The sequence below is a fragment of the Thalassospira sp. MIT121401 genome, from assembly GCF_047125595.1.
Lineage (GTDB): Bacteria > Pseudomonadota > Alphaproteobacteria > Rhodospirillales > Thalassospiraceae > Thalassospira > Thalassospira povalilytica.
The window spans coordinates 1651400-1670895 of the sequence record NZ_CP138926.1 but is presented as its reverse complement, the minus strand read 5'-3'; the positions used below and the strand labels follow the sequence as shown (position 1 = coordinate 1670895).

Sequence of the window (19496 nt, the reverse complement as noted above, 5' to 3'; positions counted from 1 at the left end):
TAAATGAATCTCGATGCAAAACTGCGCAAGCGTGCCGATGAAGGCAATCCGGTCCGGGTTGGCATTATCGGTGCCGGTAAATTCGGATCGATGTTTTTAAGTCAGGCCGGACATCATCCGGGCTACCATGTGCTGGGCATCGCAGATCTTGGCATCGACCGGGCCAAGGCGGCATTGCGCCGCGTTGGCTGGTCCGATGACCGGTTTTCCGCAACCGACCCGGCAAGTGCGTATAAAAACGGAACGACCTGGATCACCGATGATGCCGACGCCCTGATCGCCGCTGACGGGCTTGAAGTCATCATTGATGCAACCGGAAGCCCGTCAGCCGGTATTCGCTTTGCGCTAAAGGCCATCGAATATGGTCGCCATATCGTCATGGTAAATGTCGAGGCCGATGTGCTTGCAGGCCCCCTTCTTGCCAAGCGGGCCGAGGCCGCCGGTCTTGTCTATTCCATGGCCTATGGCGATCAGCCGGCTCTGATTTCGGAAATGGTTGATTGGGCGCGCGCCATTGGCCTGCCGGTAACCTGCGCAGGCAAGGGCACCAAATATCTTCCGATCTATCACCATGTAACCCCTGATGATGTCTGGCATCACTATGGTCTGACACCGGAGCAGGCACAGGCCGGCGGCATGAACCCGCAAATTTTCAACAGCTTCCTTGATGGCACCAAATCCGCCATTGAAATGGCCGCTGTTTCCAATGCCTGTGATCTGGTGCCCCAGGATTGCGGATTGCAATTCCCGGCCTGCGGGGTTGATGACCTTCCCCGATTGCTTTGTCCGCGTGAAAGTGGCGGCATCCTTGATCGCAAAGGTACGGTCGAAGTTGTTTCAAGTCTTGAACGTGACACCCGCCCGGTCTTTCGCGATCTGCGCTGGGGCGTCTATGTGACATTTGAAGCCCCCAGTGACTATGTCGCCAGATGCTTTAACGAATATGGCCTTCTGACCGATCCAAGCGGGCAATATTCCACCATGTATAAACCCTATCACCTGATCGGGCTGGAACTGGGCATTTCGGTGGCATCGGCGGCCTTGCGCGGTGAGGCAACCGGCACATCACGCGCCTGGTCGGGCGATGCAGTCGCCACCGCCAAGCGTGATCTTAAACCCGGCGAGATGCTGGATGGTGAAGGGGGCTATACGGTGTATGGCAAACTCGCCCCGGCCAGCGCATCGCGTGCACGCAATGCACTGCCGATCGGCCTTGCCCACCATCTTAAAATCAAACGCCCGGTCGGGATGGACCAGACCCTGACCTGGGATGATGTCGAATTTGACGCCACGGACCCGGCAATCGCATTCCGCAAGGAAATGGAAAAGGTCTTTTCCTGATTTTCGCAAATCAGTCTCGCCCCGTCCCCCGTGCCACCAGCAAAAAACCCCGGCCACAAAAAGGCCGGGGTTTTTAACATGTGCGGGTCAGGATGACCTGATTTATGCCGACAGTTTTGCGTCAAGCTTGTCAGCAGCTTCAAGCGCCATCAGCTCGTCGCAACCGCCGATATGTTCGTCATTGATGAAGATCTGCGGCACGGTATGACGGCCATTGGCACGGTCCATCATTTCCTTTTTGCGCTTCGGCTCCATCATCACGTCGATCAGCTGATATTTCGCGCCTTTTTCTTCAAGAAGCTTGCGGGCACGTTTGCAATAGGGGCACCATTCGGTGGCATACACTTCAACTTTTGCCATTGGGCATTCATCCTTTTTCAAGCAGCCGATCATGCCAAAAGCCCCGTAAACCGGGCTTTGAACATTTGATACGGCGCGGAAAACTGTTCTGATGACGGCTGTATAACAGATTTTTTGCAACGCGTCATCGTACGACGCGTGCAACCGTGATCACAGATACGTGCATGACGCCCGACTGCTTCAACGCCCGGGCACAGGCATTGGCGGTTGCCCCGGTTGTCAGCACATCATCAATCAAAACAACCCGCCCGCCATCAAGCCCGCAAAGCTGCGCCCGCGTGTCATCAATGGCAAAAGCACCGCCGACTTCACGTTTGCGCGATGACGGACCAAGCCCGCCAAGACTGCGCGTGTTTCGCTTGCGCCCCAGCACCAATCCATCGCAGGGAATGCCGGTCATTTTTGATAATCTGGCGGCCAGCAATCCCGACTGGTTATAGCGACGATGCAATAACCGCCGCCGATGCAGCGGAACCGGCACAATCAAATCCGCTTGATCCCATATCCCCTTGCCACACTGATAAAGCCAGCGTGCCAGAAGCGGGGTCAGATCGGTGCGATCGGCATGTTTGAACCGAAGCAGATAATCGCGGCTGTGATCATCATAAACAAGTGCAGCCCGCGCCAGATCAAAAGCCGGTTTCTTTTGCAGACAGTTTCCACACAGCACCTGCCCGTCAGGCTGCTCATTTCCGGGGATGTTAGCGCTATCATCAAGTTCAAACGGATAGCCGCAACAGGCACATTGCGGGGCCGATATGAACCGCAGTCCCGCCCAGCAATCGGCACAGACCGCATGGGTGGTTTCGGTAATCGCGCCACACCCGCCACAGCGCGGCGGCAGGATGGCATCAATCCCGATCCGGCCAACCGTGCGCAACAACGCCATTACCATTCCCGTGATCCCCAGTCACATCAGCATCACCAACCGACCCACGATATCACACGCAAAACGCGAATGCCGCATTTAAGGCATTCGCGCTTTTTGGATATCAGTACAGTATCAGCCCATATGCTTTGCAAGGAACGACAGGACGTTTTCCGGATGGCGACCGAAATGGTTATAGCCATCCTTGAACCGATGGGGCGTATCTTCGATCCAAAACAGTTCCTTTTCCTTGCTGCCCAGAAGATCAAAGGTTGTCTGCCCGTCAACCGGGTTGCGGGTCCATGCATCTTCGAGAACCTGCACCATCAGAACCGGCATCGTGACACTTGGCGCCCAAAGATGCGGGGTCATTTCGGCTGCAACAAAACCACCCATTTTCAGCAATTCAAGATCGATCAGTTCCTGATATTGCGAAACGCCCTGAAGCTCCGAGAAAGCGTCATAGATTGCCGACATTGAAACAACCATCGGGCTGACCATGCAGCTGACATTTTCAAAAAGCTCCGGATGGCGGTGAATGGCGTGATATTGCGAGTTTCCACCCATGCACTGACTATACAGTGCCACCTTCATCTTCGACAGACGGGGGTGGTTATCGACGAACTTCTTTACACCGACGCAGTCGCGCCATTCCCATTGTCCAATCCCGCTTAGCCCGCCATTGGCAGCCCCGCTGTTGCCATGATTGCGGATGTCGTATGTCAGGACGTTATAGCCCGCATCGGTAAGATGTTTGTATTGAATGACAAAGTCGATTTCGACCGCGTCATAGGCACTCCATGGTGCGCCAAGATGCCCGGGGAAGCCGGCACGACACATCGGAAGTGCGTGGTTGAAAATCACAAGCTTGTTGCTTTCACCGCCCTTTGCCGGGATGTACCAGGCTTCCAGCGGCACGCCATCATCTGACGGGATCACCAGATCATACCAGCCGGTCATACCGTAATCATCCGGGGTCTTGTGGATCACGCTGCGCAACGGTCGCACAATCTCCGCAAGTCCCTGGACCTTTGCGTAGTCTTCCGGCGAAATGGTTTCGAGCTGTTTGAATGCTGCTTCCATACGCTCCTTCGACATGCGAGACATCTTAACTCTCCTATCATTGCAACTCTGTCCGTCCTGCGGACATTTCAGAAACTCTGCGTCACATATGTCGGGTCCGGGAACAGAGGACAGTCCGAAACCGTCGATCAATCAGCGACAAACAAAAGGTAGCGCATCACCAAGAAAGTGATTAGATACTGAATTGTGCATGAACTTATAAATCAGGTGATAAATGCGCCGGGATGAAATGGCCGATCTCACAGCCTTTGTCGTCGTTGCCGAAGTACGCAGCTTTACCCGAGCCGCCGGGAAACTTGGCCTGTCGCAATCAGCACTTAGCCAGATTGTCCGTCGCCTTGAAGAACGGCTGGGGGTTCGGTTACTGGCGCGCACAACGCGAAGTGTTGCGCCAACCGAAGCTGGCCAGCGACTGGTCGATCAACTTGCGCCGATGCTTCATGAACTTGATCAAAGCATCGCTGATCTAAGCGAATTTCGTGACAAGCCCGCCGGAACGATCCGGATCACCTCTGTCGAACATGCTGCCAAGACGGTGCTTAATCCGGCAATGTCCGCCCTTTTGAAATCCAATCCCGATATTACGGTCGAGATCACGGTGGATTACGGATTGGCCGATGTAGTCAGCGACCGTTTTGATGCAGGCGTCCGTCTGGGCGAACATGTGGCGCGCGATATGATTGCCATGCGGATCAGCGCAGATATCCCGATGTGCATCGTCGGGTCGCCAGAATATTTCGAAAGCCACCCTGCCCCTAAAAGCCCGCGGGACCTCGCCAGACATCGCGGCATTAATCTGCGTCTTCCGAGTTCGGAAACCCTCAATGCATGGCGCTTGATGCAGGATGGCGAAGAAATCCGGGTCAGGGTGGACGGGCCGCTCGTCTTTAACACCATCGATCTGATTCTTGATGCGACACTTGACGGTGTTGGTCTTGGCTATCTTCCTGAAGATCAGGTGACCAATGCATTAAGTTCAGGCAAATTGATCAAGGTACTTGATGATGCTGTGCCGCCGCTTCCGGGGTATCATCTGTATTATCCGAGCCGTCGTCACCATTCGCCAGCTTTCAAACTTTTCCTTGATGCCGTGCGATACCGTCCGTCAATTCCCAGATAAGTTAACGCATCCGGTAGCAATCACGGGGACTTCATGAATTCGATGACAAGCGACAGCCTTTACGATGAACTGAGCAACTGGTTGCACCGGCGCTCCATTCAGGGATGGGATGTCGAAACGCTTCTGACCGAACTGGTGGAAAAGCTGAACGAAGCCGGCCTTGATCTGATCCGTGTGCATATCGGGATGCCAATGCTTCATCCGCTTTTTGTCGCGGGCAGCTATTCCTGGTCACGCGGCAAAGGCATTGTTGCCGAAACCTATGACCGCGGACTTGAAAAAAGCGACGCATGGCTAAAAAGCCCCGTCCGCGAGACATTCCTGAACGGCAAGGAAGAAGCCCGATATCAGATCAATGGCAGGGACCGCGACCGCTTCGAGATTTTCAGTCGCTTCGCCGCCGAAGGTGCTACCGACTACATCATTCAACTGACCGGTTTTGACGACCGCAAAACCAACCTCATTGGTCAGGAAGGCACGATATTTAGCTGGACAACAAAAGCGCCCGGCGGATTTGACGAAAAGGCCGTCGCACTTTTGCAACGTCTGCGACTTCCGCTTAGCGCTGAAATCAAAGGATTGTCGCAACGCCGTCTGGTTGGAGACATCCTTCGGGCCTATCTTGGCAATTATTCCACCGACCGTGTTCTGTCCGGACAAATCCAGCGCGGTGACGGCGACCTGATCGAAGCCGTCATCCTGTTCTGCGATCTTCGACAGTCCTCCAAATTGGCCGAGCGATATGGATTTCAGGGATTTCTGGAAGTTCTGAATGACTATTACGACATTACCGCAGGTGCCGTAATTGCCGGTGGCGGCGAGGTCTTGCGCTATATCGGTGATGCGTCACTGGCGATTTTTCCGTTTGAGCGTTATGAGCGCGACATTGATGCCTGTGATGCGGCGCTGGCCGTTGCCCATGACGCGATGAAGCGTGCCCAAACAATCAATGAGGACCGAAAGGCACGCGGGGAACCGGCCCTTGAATTCGGGATCGGGCTTCATACCGGCAAGGTGATGTATGGCAATATCGGAACCAAGGAACGGATTGAATTCACCGTTATCGGCAGTGCTGCCAACGAAGCCGCCCGGATCGAAGCAAAGTGCAAGGAACTGTCGCAAACCGTTCTGGTGTCAGATGCCTTTGCAGCCATCCGCCCCGGCAATTGGCATTCCCACGGCACCTTTGAACTGCGCAATATAGGCCATCCGATCGAAATCCTGTCTCCTTTGAACCTGCAACAGGAATAAGAAAACATCATGGTGTTATGGCATTGGATTGTGATCGGTATTGTCGCCATCGCGTTAATTGGCGCACTTTCCGTTACGCTTTTTGTCACACAAACAGAAAACAGTCAGGCACGTCAGGCCGAAAAGTTCCTGAGTGCGCAACAGCGTGAAGCTGTGTCTGAAAGCACCACCGCGGTCGTTTTCTTTTCCAGATCCGGGAACACAGCCCTTGCATCCCATCATGTCGCAGATCAGCTTGGCGCGCGCATTTTCCGGATTGAGGCCCCCGATTACAAACTTGGCATTATCGGCTGGATCAGGGCTTTAATCGATGCCCGCAACCATCAGGCGGCTGTGACACCCGCCGAGATTGACCTTAGCCCCTATGACACGATCTATCTCGGATCACCGATCTGGCTTTACAGCCCTGCACCGCCGATCTGGGAATTTGCCCGCCATCATCGTTTTGATGGCAAACGGGTGGTTTTGTTCAACACCTTTAACAGCAAATTTGAACAAAGCTTCATTGACGAGTTTCGTGATCTTGTCCGGACAAATGGTGCTGTTTCCTTTGATCATCGCTTTGTCAAACGCGGGCGCATGGGTCAGCAGCTATCGACCGAGGATATGCTTCAGGAAATCGATGCACGCTGGGAACTGACCGATCAAACGGCAGATCCACAAGGCAAATAGACCCAGGTTCCTCGGTCAGGCCGGCATGGCTAACCGGAATTCAGAACCGGGTTTGATCGCAAGGTTTCGACAGCGAGATCAATAAAACTTCGGACCTTTGCCGGGGCGTGGCGGCCTTCGGGATGGACCAGATGAACCGGCACCGGGTCGGGGGCATGATCATCAAGCACGGTTTGCAGGCTGCCATTGGAAATGAAGGGTGCGGCCTGATAGGACAACATGCGCATGATCCCCCACCCGTCAATTACGGCTTTTCGCGCCGCTTCGATCGAATTGGTCTGCCATCTGGCATCCGGGGAAACCTGTATTTTGCGCCCGGCCCCCGACAATGTGTTGAATTGCCAATCAAGCCTTGCCGATGAACCGGTGGTGGCAATGATCCGGTGCCCGGCCAGATCCGCAGGAATTTCAGGCACCCCGACACGGTCAAAATAGGCCGGCGCGCCACAAACCACCTGGCGCACCTGCCCGATGCGGATGGCAGAAAGCGATGAATCGGCAAGATGACCGATCCGCACCGCAAGGTCGATGCCTTCTTCGACGATATTGACGATGCGGTCAAACAGCATCAGGCGTGCACGCATGTCAGGATATTGATCAAGATAGCGCCCGACAATCGGGGCAACATGCATCTGTCCGAACTGCACAGGTGCGGTAATCGACAACATCCCGCTTGGGCGGGCATATGCCCCGCCAGCCGCGGCTTCGACTTCGTGCAAATCCGCCAGCAACCGTTTGCAATCAGCCAGATACCGTGTCCCGGCCTCGGTCATTGTGACTGTGCGTGTCGTGCGGATCAGAAGGCGCGCGCCGATGATATCTTCAAGCTGGGCAATGGTCCGGGTGACGGCGGCCGGGCTCATATTCAGGGCGCGGGCCGCAGCGGCAAAGCCTTGTTCCTCGGCCACACGCACATAGACCTTCATGGCGTTGAAGCGATCCAAGTACAGCCTCCTTCGCAACGACTATTATTTCATTTATCGGAATAATAAATTGCATAAGATGCGAATTCTATAAATTTTCCGAAACAGACATCATAGCACGACATTTACAGCGCAATCACAGGGAAACCTGCCATGAAACTCTATTACCATCCGATTTCCGGGCATGCCCATCGTGCGGTCTTGATGCTTGGCCTTTTGGGGATTGATCATGAACTGATCGAAGTCGATCTTGCCAGCGGTGCGCACAAGAAGCCCGACTTTCTCGCCCTTAATCCATTTGGGCAGGTTCCGGTCCTGCAGGATGGCGAGACGGTGATTTCTGACTCAAATGCCATTCTGGTCTATCTTGCCAAGAAGCAGGGGGCGACCAACTGGCTGCCCGAAGACCCAAAAGGTGCCGCCAGCATACAGCGATGGCTGTCGGTTGCGGCAGGGCAGATCGCCTTTGGCCCCGGTGCCGCCCGTCTTGTGACCCTGTTTGGCGCACCTTTTGACCCCGATGAAGTGATTGCGCGCGCCCATGCCATCCTTGGTTTAATGGAAGCCCATCTGAACACCCAGAACTGGCTGGCAGCCGATCATCCGACCATCGCCGATGTCGCGCTATACAGCTATGTTGCCCGCGCGCCCGAAGGCAATGTTGACCTTGAAAGCTATGGCAAGGTTCGCGACTGGCTGTCGCGGATCGAAGAATTGCCGGGTTTTGTGCCCTTCATGCATGCCCCGGCCGAGATGCTGGCGTCTTCCTGAACGCCCGGTCCTGACCCCATGCCGGCTGCCACCTGCCTGTTGCCTGCTGCCCCCTTGTTTGAAGGACGCACCCATGTCTGATCGCATCGACACCCAAAACCCGCACTCCCCCCGACCGCCTGTGTCAGATGGTGCCCCCACCCCCTGGCATGCTGGAGAAATCCGTCTTCAGCAAATTTTGGGTGTCGATGCGCGCATGGAGGAAGTCGGGCGCAAGGTGCTCCGCGATCATTTGATCGAACAGCACCGCCTGTTTTACCCGCAACTGCCATTCGTCGTGTTGGGCAGTGTCGATCCCGATGGCAGACCGTGGGCCACCCTTCGCGCCAACAAGCCGGGCTTTTTGTTTGCGACCGATATCTATCACCTTGCCGTCACGCTGCCGCGCGACGGGAATGACCCGGCTGATGCCGGGATGGAAGACGGTGATGCCATCGGATTGCTTGGGATCGAGCTTCATACCCGTCGTCGCAATCGTCTGAATGGGACAATCAGTCGCACAAATGAAACATCGTTTGACATCACGGTCGGGCACAGTTTTGGCAATTGCCCGAAATATATCACCCCGCGCGATCTCGACATTTCCCGTCATTCTGCCCCCGCAGGCGCCACAATTACCCGTGGCGAGCATGACCTTTCAAACGATGCCCGTGCATTGATTGCGCGCAGCGACACATTTTTCATCGCGTCCTATATCGATCATAATGATCAAAGGCGGGATGTCGATGTATCGCATCGCGGCGGCAATCCGGGCTTTGTCCATATCGAGGATGACGGAACCCTGATCATTCCCGATTATGCCGGAAACCGTTTTTTTAACACGCTCGGCAATCTTTTGATCAATCCGCGGGCCGGACTGGTATTTGTTGATTTTACCAATGGCGACATGTTGCAGATTACCGGCAATGCCGAAATCATCATGGGCGGTGCCATGCTGGCAAATTATGACGGGGCGGAACGCCTAGTCGCATTTCGACCAAGCCAATGGATCCATCGTCCCGGCGCATTTCCGCTGCGCATGACTGGTGCGAATGGCTGAATGGTTTGATGGTTGATTGCGCGGCGGACCAAGACGCTCTATCTAGGTCGTAACATTTTTAACGACTTTTGCCGGAGCATCCCGCCTCATGGCCGATCCGATCACTGTCTTTGATCGAGACATCTTGAAACTGCGCCGCGACCGTGCGGCAATCAGGGCACAGGATTACAATTTCCTGTTTGCCGAAACCGCCGAACGGCTTGCCGACCGGCTTGATGATACCACACGCACATTCCCCATGGCGGTTGATCTTGGCTGCCACAGCGGCGAATTGGGCCAGATCATTGGCACGCGCGGCGGTATTGAAACACTCTATCAATCCGATATTTCAACCGGCTATGCCCGCAATGCGCAGGCCAACAATGGCAAACCGACCCTTGTCGCGGACGAGGAATTCCTGCCATTCGCCGAAGGATCGCTTGACCTGATCCTGTCCAACCTGTCGCTGCACTGGGTCAATGACCTTCCGGGCATGTTGCTGCAAGCTCGCCGGGCGCTGAAACCCGACGGGTTGCTTCTGGCCTGTATGCTGGGCGGCGACACATTGCGTGATTTGCGCGAAGCCCTGATGGCTGCCGAGGCCGAGGAAGAAGGTGGCGTATCCCCGCGCGTATCACCGTTCGTCGATGTGAAGGATGCCGGTGCGTTGCTTCAGCGCAGTGGCTTTGCCCTGCCGGTGGTTGATGCCGATGACATCACCATTGATTATCCCGATGCGCTTAAACTGATGCGTGATTTATCCGGGATGGGTGAAAGCAACCTGATCGCCAAACGGTCCAAGAAATTCACCAAACGCAGCACCCTTGCCCGTGCGGCCGCGATCTATCACGAACGCCATGCGCGCGAAGATGGCCGCATTCATGCGAAGTTTCAGGTGATCTATCTGACGGCCTGGGCACCTGATGAAAGCCAACCCAAGCCGCTGCGCCGTGGATCGGGTCAGGTCAGCCTGGTTGATTTCCTCGGCGATGATGCCAAGAAACAATAATCCCTGTTTGGCGGGCTATTTTCCCGCCAGCACCATCTCACGGATTTTCGTGGCCTTTTCAAAATGATCAAGCTGGTGGGTTGCGATCCACCAGGTTGCGGCCTCCATCAAAAGAGCCGGATCATCATTGCGATTGGCAAAGAACGCATAGAATGACACGCCAACATCCGGTCCCTTTTGCGCAATTTTGTGATCACAAACGGCAATGATTTTGGCGCGCAGGCTTTGACGCATGATGGTTCCGATACGGGCTGGTATTTGCAAGGGGTTGATGTATGACCGATTTGCCGCAAAATTGGCCTCCTGATCGCGGCCCCAAACTGACAGTTTCTGTCAGGACAGATTTCCCGAAAGGTTTTTCATGCAGCTTCCCCAGCCCCTGATTCATGGCAAACTGATCAAGCGTTACAAACGTTTCCTTGCCGATATCGAACTGAATAATGGCGAGATGATTACGGCCCATTGCGCCAATCCGGGCGGGATGATCGGGCTTAAGGAGCCGGGCATTGATGTCTGGCTGTCAAAATCGGACAATCCGAAACGCAAACTGAAATATAGCTGGGAGCTGTGCCAGATCGGTGATGCCTGGATCGGGATCAATACCGCCCATCCCAATGCCATCGTCGAAGAAGCGATCCTGTCGGGCAAGGTCCCGGAACTGGCGGGCTATGAAACCCTGAAACGTGAAGTCAAATACGGCAAAAACTCGCGGATTGATATCCTGCTGTCGGACCCCGATCGCGGGCTTTGCTATGTCGAAGTCAAGAATGTGCATCTGAAACGCGATGAAGATGTGCCCGGTCTTGCCGAATTCCCCGATGCCGTCACCGCACGCGGGGCCAAGCATCTTGATGAAATGGCCGACATGGTTGCCGAAGGCCATCGGGCGGTGATGTTTTACCTGATCCAGCGTACCGATTGTGATCGCTTTACCCTGTCGACCGATATTGATCCCCATTACGGCGAACGGTTCAAGGCCGCGCGCAGCAACGGGGTCGAGGCGATTGCCTATGACTGTTCGATAGATACGGATGCCGTGACCGTGCGGTCGGCGTTACCGATTGTCGGCCTGTAAGCACCGATCCCAAATCCCTGCATATCAGCCAATCCTTGCCAATTTCGGCGTCTGGCTTTATGTCATTGGACTATAAAACACAGATATACTTAGCCGAACGTAAGGAGATTTCGGGTGGCGAACGGAACAGTCAAACTTCACGGACCCGAAGCATTTGAAGGCATGCGCGCCGCAGGTAAGCTGGCAGCGGAAGTGCTTGATATGATTACCCCGCATGTGGTGCCCGGTGTAACCACCGGTGAACTTGACCGCCTGTGCGACGAATATATCCGCGACCATAACGCGATTTCGGCCTGCCTTGGCTATCGCGGTTTTCCGAAATCGATCTGCACATCGATCAACCATGTGGTCTGCCACGGTATTCCCGGTGACAAGAAACTGGCAAATGGCGACATCATGAATATCGATGTCACGGTTATCCTTGATGGCTGGTACGGCGATACATCGCGCATGTATATCGCAGGCACACCCAAAGTCATGGCGCAGCGTCTTGTTGATGTGACCTATGAAGCGCTTTGGCGTGGCATCAATGCGGTAAAACCGGGCGCGACCCTTGGCGATATTGGTCATGCGATCCAGTCCTATGCCGAAAGCGAGCGTTTTTCGGTCGTGCGTGATTTCTGCGGGCATGGCCTTGGCCAGGTGTTCCATGATGCGCCCAATGTCCTGCATTACGGCAAGCCGGGCGAAGGTCTGGTTCTGGAACCGGGCATGATCTTTACGATTGAGCCGATGATCAACCAGGGAACCTATGCGTGCAAAATTTTACCAGATGGCTGGACAGCCGTAACGCGAGACCGCAAACTGTCGGCACAGTTTGAACATTCGCTCGGCGTGACGGATGACGGGTTTGAAATCTTTACCCGATCCCCGGCCGGTCTGGACAAGCCGCCCTATGACCTGCCCGCTGCGGCAGAATAAACAAGGGCCAAAACGGGGGAAGCAGAATTGAGCGAAACCGAAGATCGCAAACCTGCTTCTGCCCCGAATATCCCCACCCCATCTGAAATTGATGACGGCACGCGGGTCTTTTTTGATCAGACCCGCGATCATCTGGCATCGCGTAGCGCCCCCCCGGTTGATGCAGACATCGCATCCAAAGCAGATGACAAAGCATCAAAATCGGCCAAGCCGACAAAACCCCATTATCACGGGCACCGCCAACGCCTGCGTGAACGTTTTATCAAGGGGGGCGCCGATGCATTGGCCGATTACGAGCTTCTGGAATTGATGCTGTGCATGGCGATGCCGCGCGGGGACGTCAAACCATTGGCCAAGGCACTGATTGCGCAATTCGGAAGCTTTGCCAATGTGCTTGCCGCCCGCCCCGAAGATTTGCAAACCGCCAAGGGACTGGGCGATGCCGGGATCGCGGCCATCAAAATTGCCGAAGCCGGCGCACGGCATCTTTCGCGTGAACGCGCCATGGAATTGCCGGTGATTGCGAGCTGGGAACAGCTGATCGAATATTGCCGGGTCCGGATCGGGCACCTCAAGACCGAAGAACTGCATTTGCTGTTTCTTGATCGCAAGAACCGCCTGATTGCCGATGAATGTCATCAGCGCGGCACGGTCGATCACACCCCGGTCTATCCGCGCGAGGTGATAAAACGCGCACTTGAACTGCATGCATCGGCGATCATTCTGGTCCATAACCACCCAAGCGGTGATGCCACCCCGTCAAAGGGGGATATCGACATGACCCGCAAGATCATTGATGCCGCCAAGGCGATGGACATCATCGTGCATGACCATATCATCATCAGTCATGCCGGATATAATTCCTTCAAGACGCTTGGCCTGATATAGACCGCATCTGATCGCCCATCGCATAACGAGAATTCATCATGCCCAATATCGGTTTGTGCGCGCTTATTGTGCGCGACTATGACGACGCCATTGCCTTTTATACCGACAAGGTCGGGTTTGATCTGATTGAAGATACGGATATGGGGGACGGGAAACGCTGGGTCATCGTTGCCCCGAAGGGTGCGACGGAAACCCGCATATTGCTGGCCCGGGCATCCGGTGCGGATCAGGAAAATGCGATTGGCAACCAGACAGGCGGCCGGGTGGGATTTTTCCTCAATACCGATGATTTTGCGCGCGACCACGCACGCATGACAAAGGCCGGTGTGCGGTTTCTTGAAGCCCCGCGACACGAGCCATATGGCACAGTCGCGGTGTTTGAGGATCTGTATGGCAACAAATGGGATTTGCTTGAGCTGGCTTTGCAATAGTCAAAAAATTGTGGGCCGGTCAAAAACAGCGGGGAAACCGGCCCACCCCGATCACCATCACTGGCACCGGAAAGTTTTGGGGTAAAGATGGATCAGATCATTTCGAATTGCCGACCCTAGAAGGTATAAACCAGCACCAGTCCGGCACTGATGACATAGTCATCTTCGATGATTGAGCTGTCGGTATATTCATCGGGCAGGAAGCGCACATCACTTGTCCCGATCACGGCAAAGCTTTCTGTCACCGGATAGATCACGCTGAAATCAAGATGGGGGACAAAGGCCGCATCCGGCGCATAGAAGCCCCGGTCACTGCGCGCTTCACTGCGTTTTACGCCAACATTGTAATCAACCAGTTCTTCGCTTTGCCAGGTGACACCACCGCCGATATTGAAATTGAACTTGTCCCAATTGGTCGGGATGTAATAGCCGACATCAATTTCATGTCCGCCATACGCATCATTCAGATCGGTCAGATAGCTTGCCTTCACTTCGCCCCGCCACAGACGCAATGATCCGCCAAGTCCGGCTTCGAATGCCATGTCACGGTCTTCAAGCCCCTTGAGATACGGGGAATCATCGGGATCGAACGGCTCCATCCGCAGATTGCCGAGCAAAGACACGCTGCCAAATTTGTTTTCCCAAACCTTTGCATTGATTCCATCAATGCCGACATGCAGGCGTTCGGCATCATAGGCCAGCATGGGCAATCCGGTCAGATCCGTGTTGTCTGCACCGCGATAGGGATTGGAACTGCCCCGGCCAAGCACGCCGATCTGCCAGTCGCCGCCCAGCCATGGTTTCAGAGCATCTTCGGTCTGGGGATTTACCTGTTCGCGGATAATTTCCTTTTGCCCCGGCGTTGCCGATTGGGCGTAGGCATCGCTGCTCAGGGCCATGATGATTGCAGTTGTGGAGATCGCAAGACCGCCCAGCACCATCATGCATCCCAATCGCCGCGTCCAAAAATACGAGACCATATGTCTAAACATCCCCTTGTGTGGTTGATGTCGCGACTTTGCCCGAATGCGAAAAGCACGGCGTCCGGTTTTATAGCCTTGTACGTACAAACCATCCATCAGAGGTACGAATGTGCATTCATACACCCCAAACACCTGATCACATGGCGTTTTGCCGCAACAGGCACCTGGCGTTCCGCCGGTCTTTTTCTTGAAGACCGGATTGGCGGATGATTGGCGATTACGCCCCCCGCCCGGGATATCGGGAATGGATCGGTCCGAGTGTTACGGCACAAAAAACGGGACAGCATTTCTGCTGTCCCGCTGTGATAAGGCGGCTTTGTCAGTATGCTTCGAGATCGACCATCTCAAGCACGTCCATCATACGCACGCGATCCTCGCCCTTGCGCAGATAGTGGACCAGAACATATTGCTGATCTTCGTCAAGGGCGCGTTGCATGATGGCTTCGAAATCTTCGGGGGTTTTCATTGCAACGTCATTGACCTGTGTAATGAAGTCCCCCTTGGAAAAGCCTGCACGCGAGGCCTGGCTCATGGTTTCCATGCGGTCTACGACAAGCCCCGTCGTTCCCACCGGCAGTTCAAGTTTTTTCCAGGCTTTTTCATTGGCCGGAACAAGGTCCATGCCCATAACTTCCTTGCGCCCGTCATCCTTGTCCTTGCTGCCAAGCCCCATTTTTTCGCGTTCCTGGGCCCGGCGGCGGGATTTGGCTTCGTCCATGTCATCGGGGATCAGGGTAAAGCTGCGATAACCGTCATTGCGCCAGACAGTGACCGTGGCTTCGCCCTTGACCATTGCGGCCTGCATACGGAAATTCATGCGCGATTGAACGGTTTCACCATTGACCGCGACGATCACGTCACCGGCACGAATACCGGCCTTATAGGCAGGTTCATCGTCAGGTGCCCGTGATACCAGCATGCCTTCGTCCCGTTCCATTCCAAGCAGTTTTCCCATGCCTTTTTTGACTTCGCTATAGGCGATACCAAACCAGCTGCGTTTGATTTCACCATCTGCCACCAGCAAGCTGATAATACCCTGCGCATGTTCGGACTGAATTGAAAATGCCAGCCCCTCATTGCCACCGGACCGGGTATAAAGCGCGGAATTGACGCCGATCACCTTGCCATCCATCGACAAAAGAGGTCCGCCTGAATTGCCCTTGTTCACGGCGGTATCGGTCTGGATATAGGGGTTATATTGCCCCTTGCTGAGTTCGCGCTGCTTGCCCGAAATCACCCCGGTGGTCAGGCTTTGATCAAACCCGTACGGATATCCGACCGCAAAGACCGGGTCCCCGACGGCAGCGGCGTGGGAACTTCCCCATTTCAACGGCTCTATATCATCGGGCATATCAACCCTGAGAACGGCGAGATCGGTCAGGAAGTCCTTACCAACCAACTTTGCCGGAAGACGGCGGTCGTCAGTCAGGATCACGATGAACCGCACCCCGTCGCGCACGACATGTTCGTTGGTGACAATCAGGCCGTCGTGGGAAATGAAGAAGCCGGTCCCGGTTGCCTTGTTGCGGCGTTTCTTTTCCCAGTCATGTTCGGGTTCGTTCGGGTCTTCCTTTTCTTCGTCGTCATGATCGTCCTTGCGACGTTCATCGGGCGGCAGCCAGAAATCTTCGCCATTTTCCTTTTTCTCGCGTTCTTCGGCGACGATTTCATTATAGCTTTTCTTGACGACATTGATGCGAACAACCCCCATCGTTATGCCCTTATAGATATCGGAAAGGGCAAGGTCGCCGGTCGCGGCAAAGGATACTGAGGGCACACCAATTCCTGGCAGCGCCAACAAACCTGACACCATACCAATGGCGATCAGACGGGATATCGAAACTCTCATTGCGGGTTTTCCCTTGAAACAAAGAAAGGCACGCCAGCAAATTGCCGGCGCGCCGATTGTGGAAAATTCAATAGGTGTAAGTCAGACCAAGCCAGAAAGCCCGGCCCTTGCGATAGGGGGTTGATGCAGAAAGCGTGTGACCACCACCACGATTGAGCACATTGTCAATTGAGGCATTTAGCGTCAGGACACGGTTGTCTTCGCGGATGACGTCATAATCGAGCGACATATCAAGATCGAAACGGGCCTTGTTATAGCCGTCTTCATAAATGTCATAAGTCTCGCCATTGATGGTGATGTCGGACCCGCTATCGGTGATGGTGTCATATCCCGTGGTGTAACGGCCAACCAGTCCGGTGCGCAGGGTATCGTCGAGATAGCTGGAATACAGGCTGACATTAACGAAGATCGGCTCATCGAGATTGCCCGTCAGAACACCGAGGTCCATGGTCGGAATCACGTTGCCATTGTAATAGGCACCCTCGGTCTCGTCGCTGGTGGCGTAGTAGGTATTGTTGGATGTCTGGCGTTCGGAATACTGGCCATTGATGCTAAAGGCGTGCTGACCACCCCACGGGTCGGTTCCGATTTTTTTGCTCCATTCCACCGAGTAGGAAGAATAGGAACTCGATCCTTCGTTCGACAGGGTATAGGTCGAAAGACTGCTGTCTGCGGAATCGCGCGAAAACTGTTCACGTCCTTTGCGTTCGACCCATTTCAGGCGGGTGTTTCCGCCCAGGAACGGCAAAGGGAACGTTACCGCCGCCATGCGTTCGTCCGTAAACGGGGTTTTAAGGTCAGATCCCTTGAAGTTGTATTTGTTGCCCGATGACAGATACGACCAGTCGTCGGAATAGATGATATCTGCGCCGCTGGTCGTTCCGGTACGGTTTTCCACTGTTGTGCTTGGTGTGGCGTCCCGCAATGCGTAGCTTAGCATGTTCGCCGCGTAATACCGGTTCCAGCCCGCTGTGAAACTGACGTCCCAGTCGGTGTAATACGTGGCGTTGAAACGCGGTGCCAGATTGGTATTGCCCAGAAACGTCTCACGTTCCAGCCGCAAGCCCGGACGAACTTCGACTTCACCGAACGGAACATTGTCAAAATTCATGCCATATTCGGCATAAAGGGCCGCCGTGGAAAAACTTGCCGTTCCGGAAAAGGCATCATAATGAACGCGTCGTCTCGATACCTGATCACCGTCATCACAGGCGGGATCATCGGCATCAGCACAGACAATCGCGGAATTTACCGAGGTCGAATAATAATAATAGACATCTTCGGGACGACGACGGTTAGCGCGGATCGAATGAAGATCCGCCCCCACCAGAATGTCACCATTTCCAAGATTGCCGGTAAGATCTGCCGTATAGCCAAGATCCTGTTCCGTCTGGGTCAGATCGCCATACCAACCGTCATAACAGTTCGTGGCATCACACAGGTTTTCATAGGCCGATCCGGCAACACCGGACCGGATTTGCCGACGCACATTGCTTTCGGATTCCCGGGCATTTTCCGATGTATTGAACGACAGACGGGTATCGAGTTTCAGATTGGACAGGCCATAGCCATCATATTCAATCGGCATTTCCAACCCGACATAGGTGCTAAGCCCGTCGCCGGTAATGTCCATCTTGCTGTTATAGTTTTCAGCCGCTTCCCATTCCTGACTATAGGGGGCATAGACAAGCTGGGTTGTCAGCTTGATGCCGTCATTGCCTTTGAACTGTAGCTTGCCCAGCACATTGTCAGCGGTACTTTCGGTCGAGACTTCCCGACCATAATAATCATCGCCAGCATATTTTGTGGCTTCTGCGGTTTTGCGTCCGGCCGACACCACAACACCCCACTGATCGGCAACCGGGCCGCTGGCCGACGTCCCGTACATAAGTTTGGTGAAACGGGGTTCGCGTGCAGTCGCATCAGGCGTTTCGTCTGATTTCAGGTGGTATTCGGTCCAGTTTGAACCCGTACGGCTGATATTGGCGGAAAATGTCGGCCTGTCGCTTGGATCCATGACTTCGTAATTAATTACGCCGCCCTGAAACCCGCCATATTTTGCCGACACGTTGCTGTCGATAATTTCTGCCTGTTTGAGGATGGAGGCATCGACATAAACGCTTTGCGGATGCAACCCGTACAGGTCATCGGCATTGATCGAGTTTTTATCATCATCAGGCAGGTTGCTTTCGCCATTATAGCTTGTATCCGTACCGCCCAGCGAATTGATGCCAACACCGTCAAGCCGGATATTGTTCTGATCAATTGCCCCGCCCGATATGCTTAATGTCTGCGGACGAAGGTCCTGTTCGGCGGTTGCGCTGGCACCGTCTTCGTCGCGCTGCCCCTGAACGACATATTGAACATTCGGATTGGCACGAAACACCATGTTCGGATCGTTATTGCCCTGAACAAATCCCTTGATCAGCTGTTCGCCGTAAACGGTTGATCCGCTGTCTGCTCCGCTGCCAAGTGCGATACCGGGTGATTGACTGCCTTGGACAACGATCGGGGCAGTTGTCGTGCCGCCTGTCGACTGCGCGTCAACGCGTTTGAGGATCACGATCTGCCCATCCGTCAGCGAAAAGGTCAGATCGGTTCCGTCAAACAATGTCTGAAGGGCTGATTGCAGATCAAAGCGCCCGGAAATGGCATTGCCATCCTGTGCCAGATTGACATCGGCAACCGCGGAATAGGCCGTACCTGTCAGTTCGGATACCCGTTCAAGGGCCTGCATCAACGGAAGTGACGGAATATCAAACTGGAATATCGGGGCGGGTTGATCCTGTTGGGCGACCGGGGCTGCCTGATCTGTTTGCGGTGTCGGGCCGGTTTGTGCATGGGCCGGAATGCCAAAACAACTGACCAGAAGTGTTGCATATGCCAAGCGTAATTTCAGACTTCGGGCGGTGTTGTGCCCTGCCCCGAAGCAA

Annotated in this window: 19 protein-coding genes; 11 read left to right on the top strand and 8 right to left on the bottom strand. The window is 54.6% G+C overall.

Annotated elements, in window-relative coordinates; all coding sequences use genetic code 11:
- The first annotated feature begins 3 nt into the window (after positions 1-3).
- Complete coding sequence (locus SIB88_RS07520; protein ID WP_412557770.1) at positions 4-1341, top strand: NAD(P)H-dependent oxidoreductase; 1338 nt, start codon at positions 4-6, stop codon at positions 1339-1341.
- Between the two features lie 102 nt (positions 1342-1443).
- Here the strand turns inward: SIB88_RS07520 and grxC are convergent, their stop codons facing one another.
- From grxC to SIB88_RS07505, 3 genes are all read right to left on the bottom strand, one after another.
- On the bottom strand, positions 1444-1701 hold the full coding sequence (grxC, locus tag SIB88_RS07515) for a glutaredoxin 3 (protein ID WP_101245924.1): 258 nt from the start codon (positions 1699-1701) through the stop codon (positions 1444-1446).
- 124 nt (positions 1702-1825) lie between these two features.
- Positions 1826-2590, bottom strand: coding sequence for a ComF family protein (locus SIB88_RS07510; RefSeq protein ID WP_412557769.1), 765 nt, complete (start codon positions 2588-2590; stop codon positions 1826-1828).
- Positions 2591-2704: 114 nt separating this feature from the next.
- A complete protein-coding gene (locus SIB88_RS07505) occupies positions 2705-3676 on the bottom strand; it encodes an alpha/beta hydrolase family protein (RefSeq protein ID WP_412557768.1) in 972 nt (323 codons plus the stop codon).
- A gap of 205 nt (positions 3677-3881) precedes the next feature.
- Between SIB88_RS07505 and SIB88_RS07500 the strand changes: the two genes are divergently transcribed.
- Genes SIB88_RS07500 through SIB88_RS07490 form a run of 3 tightly spaced genes read left to right on the top strand, consistent with a single transcriptional unit; the run spans position 3882 to position 6695 of the window.
- Positions 3882-4772, top strand: a complete 891-nt coding sequence (locus SIB88_RS07500; protein WP_412557767.1) for a LysR family transcriptional regulator — start codon at positions 3882-3884, stop codon at positions 4770-4772.
- A gap of 33 nt (positions 4773-4805) precedes the next feature.
- Entirely contained in the window at positions 4806-6023 is a 1218-nt protein-coding gene (locus SIB88_RS07495; RefSeq protein WP_412557766.1) for an adenylate/guanylate cyclase domain-containing protein, read from the top strand.
- A gap of 9 nt (positions 6024-6032) precedes the next feature.
- The gene (locus SIB88_RS07490; protein ID WP_412557765.1) at positions 6033-6695 is read left to right on the top strand and encodes a flavodoxin family protein; all 663 of its coding nucleotides are present in this window, start codon (positions 6033-6035) and stop codon (positions 6693-6695) included.
- A 29-nt stretch (positions 6696-6724) separates the two neighbouring features.
- Here SIB88_RS07490 and SIB88_RS07485 read toward each other — a convergent pair whose 3' ends face one another.
- The gene (locus SIB88_RS07485) at positions 6725-7639 is read right to left on the bottom strand and encodes a LysR family transcriptional regulator (RefSeq protein WP_412557764.1); all 915 of its coding nucleotides are present in this window, start codon (positions 7637-7639) and stop codon (positions 6725-6727) included.
- 132 nt (positions 7640-7771) lie between these two features.
- Between SIB88_RS07485 and SIB88_RS07480 the strand changes: the two genes are divergently transcribed.
- The 3 genes from SIB88_RS07480 (at position 7772) to SIB88_RS07470 (ending at position 10416) form a co-directional block, all read left to right on the top strand.
- Complete coding sequence (locus SIB88_RS07480; protein ID WP_412557763.1) at positions 7772-8389, top strand: glutathione S-transferase family protein; 618 nt, start codon at positions 7772-7774, stop codon at positions 8387-8389.
- Between the two features lie 73 nt (positions 8390-8462).
- A complete protein-coding gene (locus SIB88_RS07475; protein ID WP_412557762.1) occupies positions 8463-9428 on the top strand; it encodes a pyridoxamine 5'-phosphate oxidase family protein in 966 nt (321 codons plus the stop codon).
- Between the two features lie 88 nt (positions 9429-9516).
- Positions 9517-10416, top strand: a complete 900-nt coding sequence (locus tag SIB88_RS07470; protein WP_412557761.1) for a methyltransferase domain-containing protein — start codon at positions 9517-9519, stop codon at positions 10414-10416.
- A 15-nt stretch (positions 10417-10431) separates the two neighbouring features.
- Here the strand turns inward: SIB88_RS07470 and SIB88_RS07465 are convergent, their stop codons facing one another.
- Positions 10432-10650 carry a DUF6500 family protein gene (locus SIB88_RS07465; protein ID WP_412557760.1) on the bottom strand — a complete coding sequence of 73 codons (219 nt, stop codon included), beginning with the start codon at positions 10648-10650 and terminating at the stop codon, positions 10432-10434.
- A 127-nt stretch (positions 10651-10777) separates the two neighbouring features.
- On the opposite strand from SIB88_RS07465, the gene sfsA reads away from it, so the two are divergent.
- The 4 genes from sfsA to SIB88_RS07445 all read left to right on the top strand — a co-directional run bounded on the left by sfsA (position 10778) and on the right by SIB88_RS07445 (position 13731).
- Positions 10778-11491 carry a DNA/RNA nuclease SfsA gene (gene sfsA / locus SIB88_RS07460; protein WP_412557759.1) on the top strand — a complete coding sequence of 238 codons (714 nt, stop codon included), beginning with the start codon at positions 10778-10780 and terminating at the stop codon, positions 11489-11491.
- Positions 11492-11605: 114 nt separating this feature from the next.
- Entirely contained in the window at positions 11606-12412 is an 807-nt protein-coding gene (map, locus tag SIB88_RS07455; RefSeq protein ID WP_101245800.1) for a type I methionyl aminopeptidase, read from the top strand.
- A 27-nt stretch (positions 12413-12439) separates the two neighbouring features.
- Positions 12440-13300 (top strand): RadC family protein, encoded by an 861-nt coding sequence (radC, locus tag SIB88_RS07450; protein ID WP_412557758.1) that lies wholly within the window; start codon positions 12440-12442, stop codon positions 13298-13300.
- A gap of 38 nt (positions 13301-13338) precedes the next feature.
- Positions 13339-13731: a VOC family protein gene (locus tag SIB88_RS07445; RefSeq protein WP_412557757.1), complete on the top strand. Its 393-nt coding sequence runs from the start codon at positions 13339-13341 to the stop codon at positions 13729-13731.
- 116 nt (positions 13732-13847) lie between these two features.
- Here SIB88_RS07445 and SIB88_RS07440 read toward each other — a convergent pair whose 3' ends face one another.
- The 3 genes from SIB88_RS07440 to SIB88_RS07430 all read right to left on the bottom strand — a co-directional run bounded on the left by SIB88_RS07440 (position 13848) and on the right by SIB88_RS07430 (position 19450).
- Positions 13848-14711, bottom strand: coding sequence for a MipA/OmpV family protein (locus tag SIB88_RS07440; protein ID WP_412557756.1), 864 nt, complete (start codon positions 14709-14711; stop codon positions 13848-13850).
- A gap of 322 nt (positions 14712-15033) precedes the next feature.
- Positions 15034-16563, bottom strand: a complete 1530-nt coding sequence (locus SIB88_RS07435) for a trypsin-like peptidase domain-containing protein (protein ID WP_412557755.1) — start codon at positions 16561-16563, stop codon at positions 15034-15036.
- A 67-nt stretch (positions 16564-16630) separates the two neighbouring features.
- The gene (locus SIB88_RS07430) at positions 16631-19450 is read right to left on the bottom strand and encodes a hypothetical protein (protein ID WP_412557754.1); all 2820 of its coding nucleotides are present in this window, start codon (positions 19448-19450) and stop codon (positions 16631-16633) included.
- Between the last annotated feature and the right edge of the window lie 46 nt (positions 19451-19496).

Coding starts and splice junctions, on each gene's coding strand:
- SIB88_RS07490 (WP_412557765.1), top strand. CDS start 6,033: ATGGTGTTATGGCATTGGATTGTGATCGGTATTGTCGCCATCGCGTTA.
- SIB88_RS07505 (WP_412557768.1), bottom strand. CDS start 3,676: ATGTCTCGCATGTCGAAGGAGCGTATGGAAGCAGCATTCAAACAGCTC.
- SIB88_RS07475 (WP_412557762.1), top strand. CDS start 8,463: ATGTCTGATCGCATCGACACCCAAAACCCGCACTCCCCCCGACCGCCT.
- SIB88_RS07500 (WP_412557767.1), top strand. CDS start 3,882: ATGGCCGATCTCACAGCCTTTGTCGTCGTTGCCGAAGTACGCAGCTTT.
- SIB88_RS07435 (WP_412557755.1), bottom strand. CDS start 16,563: ATGAGAGTTTCGATATCCCGTCTGATCGCCATTGGTATGGTGTCAGGT.
- SIB88_RS07445 (WP_412557757.1), top strand. CDS start 13,339: ATGCCCAATATCGGTTTGTGCGCGCTTATTGTGCGCGACTATGACGAC.
- sfsA (WP_412557759.1), top strand. CDS start 10,778: ATGCAGCTTCCCCAGCCCCTGATTCATGGCAAACTGATCAAGCGTTAC.
- SIB88_RS07470 (WP_412557761.1), top strand. CDS start 9,517: ATGGCCGATCCGATCACTGTCTTTGATCGAGACATCTTGAAACTGCGC.
- SIB88_RS07465 (WP_412557760.1), bottom strand. CDS start 10,650: ATGCGTCAAAGCCTGCGCGCCAAAATCATTGCCGTTTGTGATCACAAA.
- SIB88_RS07520 (WP_412557770.1), top strand. CDS start 4: ATGAATCTCGATGCAAAACTGCGCAAGCGTGCCGATGAAGGCAATCCG.
- SIB88_RS07495 (WP_412557766.1), top strand. CDS start 4,806: ATGAATTCGATGACAAGCGACAGCCTTTACGATGAACTGAGCAACTGG.
- SIB88_RS07440 (WP_412557756.1), bottom strand. CDS start 14,711: ATGGTCTCGTATTTTTGGACGCGGCGATTGGGATGCATGATGGTGCTG.
- SIB88_RS07510 (WP_412557769.1), bottom strand. CDS start 2,590: ATGGCGTTGTTGCGCACGGTTGGCCGGATCGGGATTGATGCCATCCTG.
- SIB88_RS07480 (WP_412557763.1), top strand. CDS start 7,772: ATGAAACTCTATTACCATCCGATTTCCGGGCATGCCCATCGTGCGGTC.
- grxC (WP_101245924.1), bottom strand. CDS start 1,701: ATGGCAAAAGTTGAAGTGTATGCCACCGAATGGTGCCCCTATTGCAAA.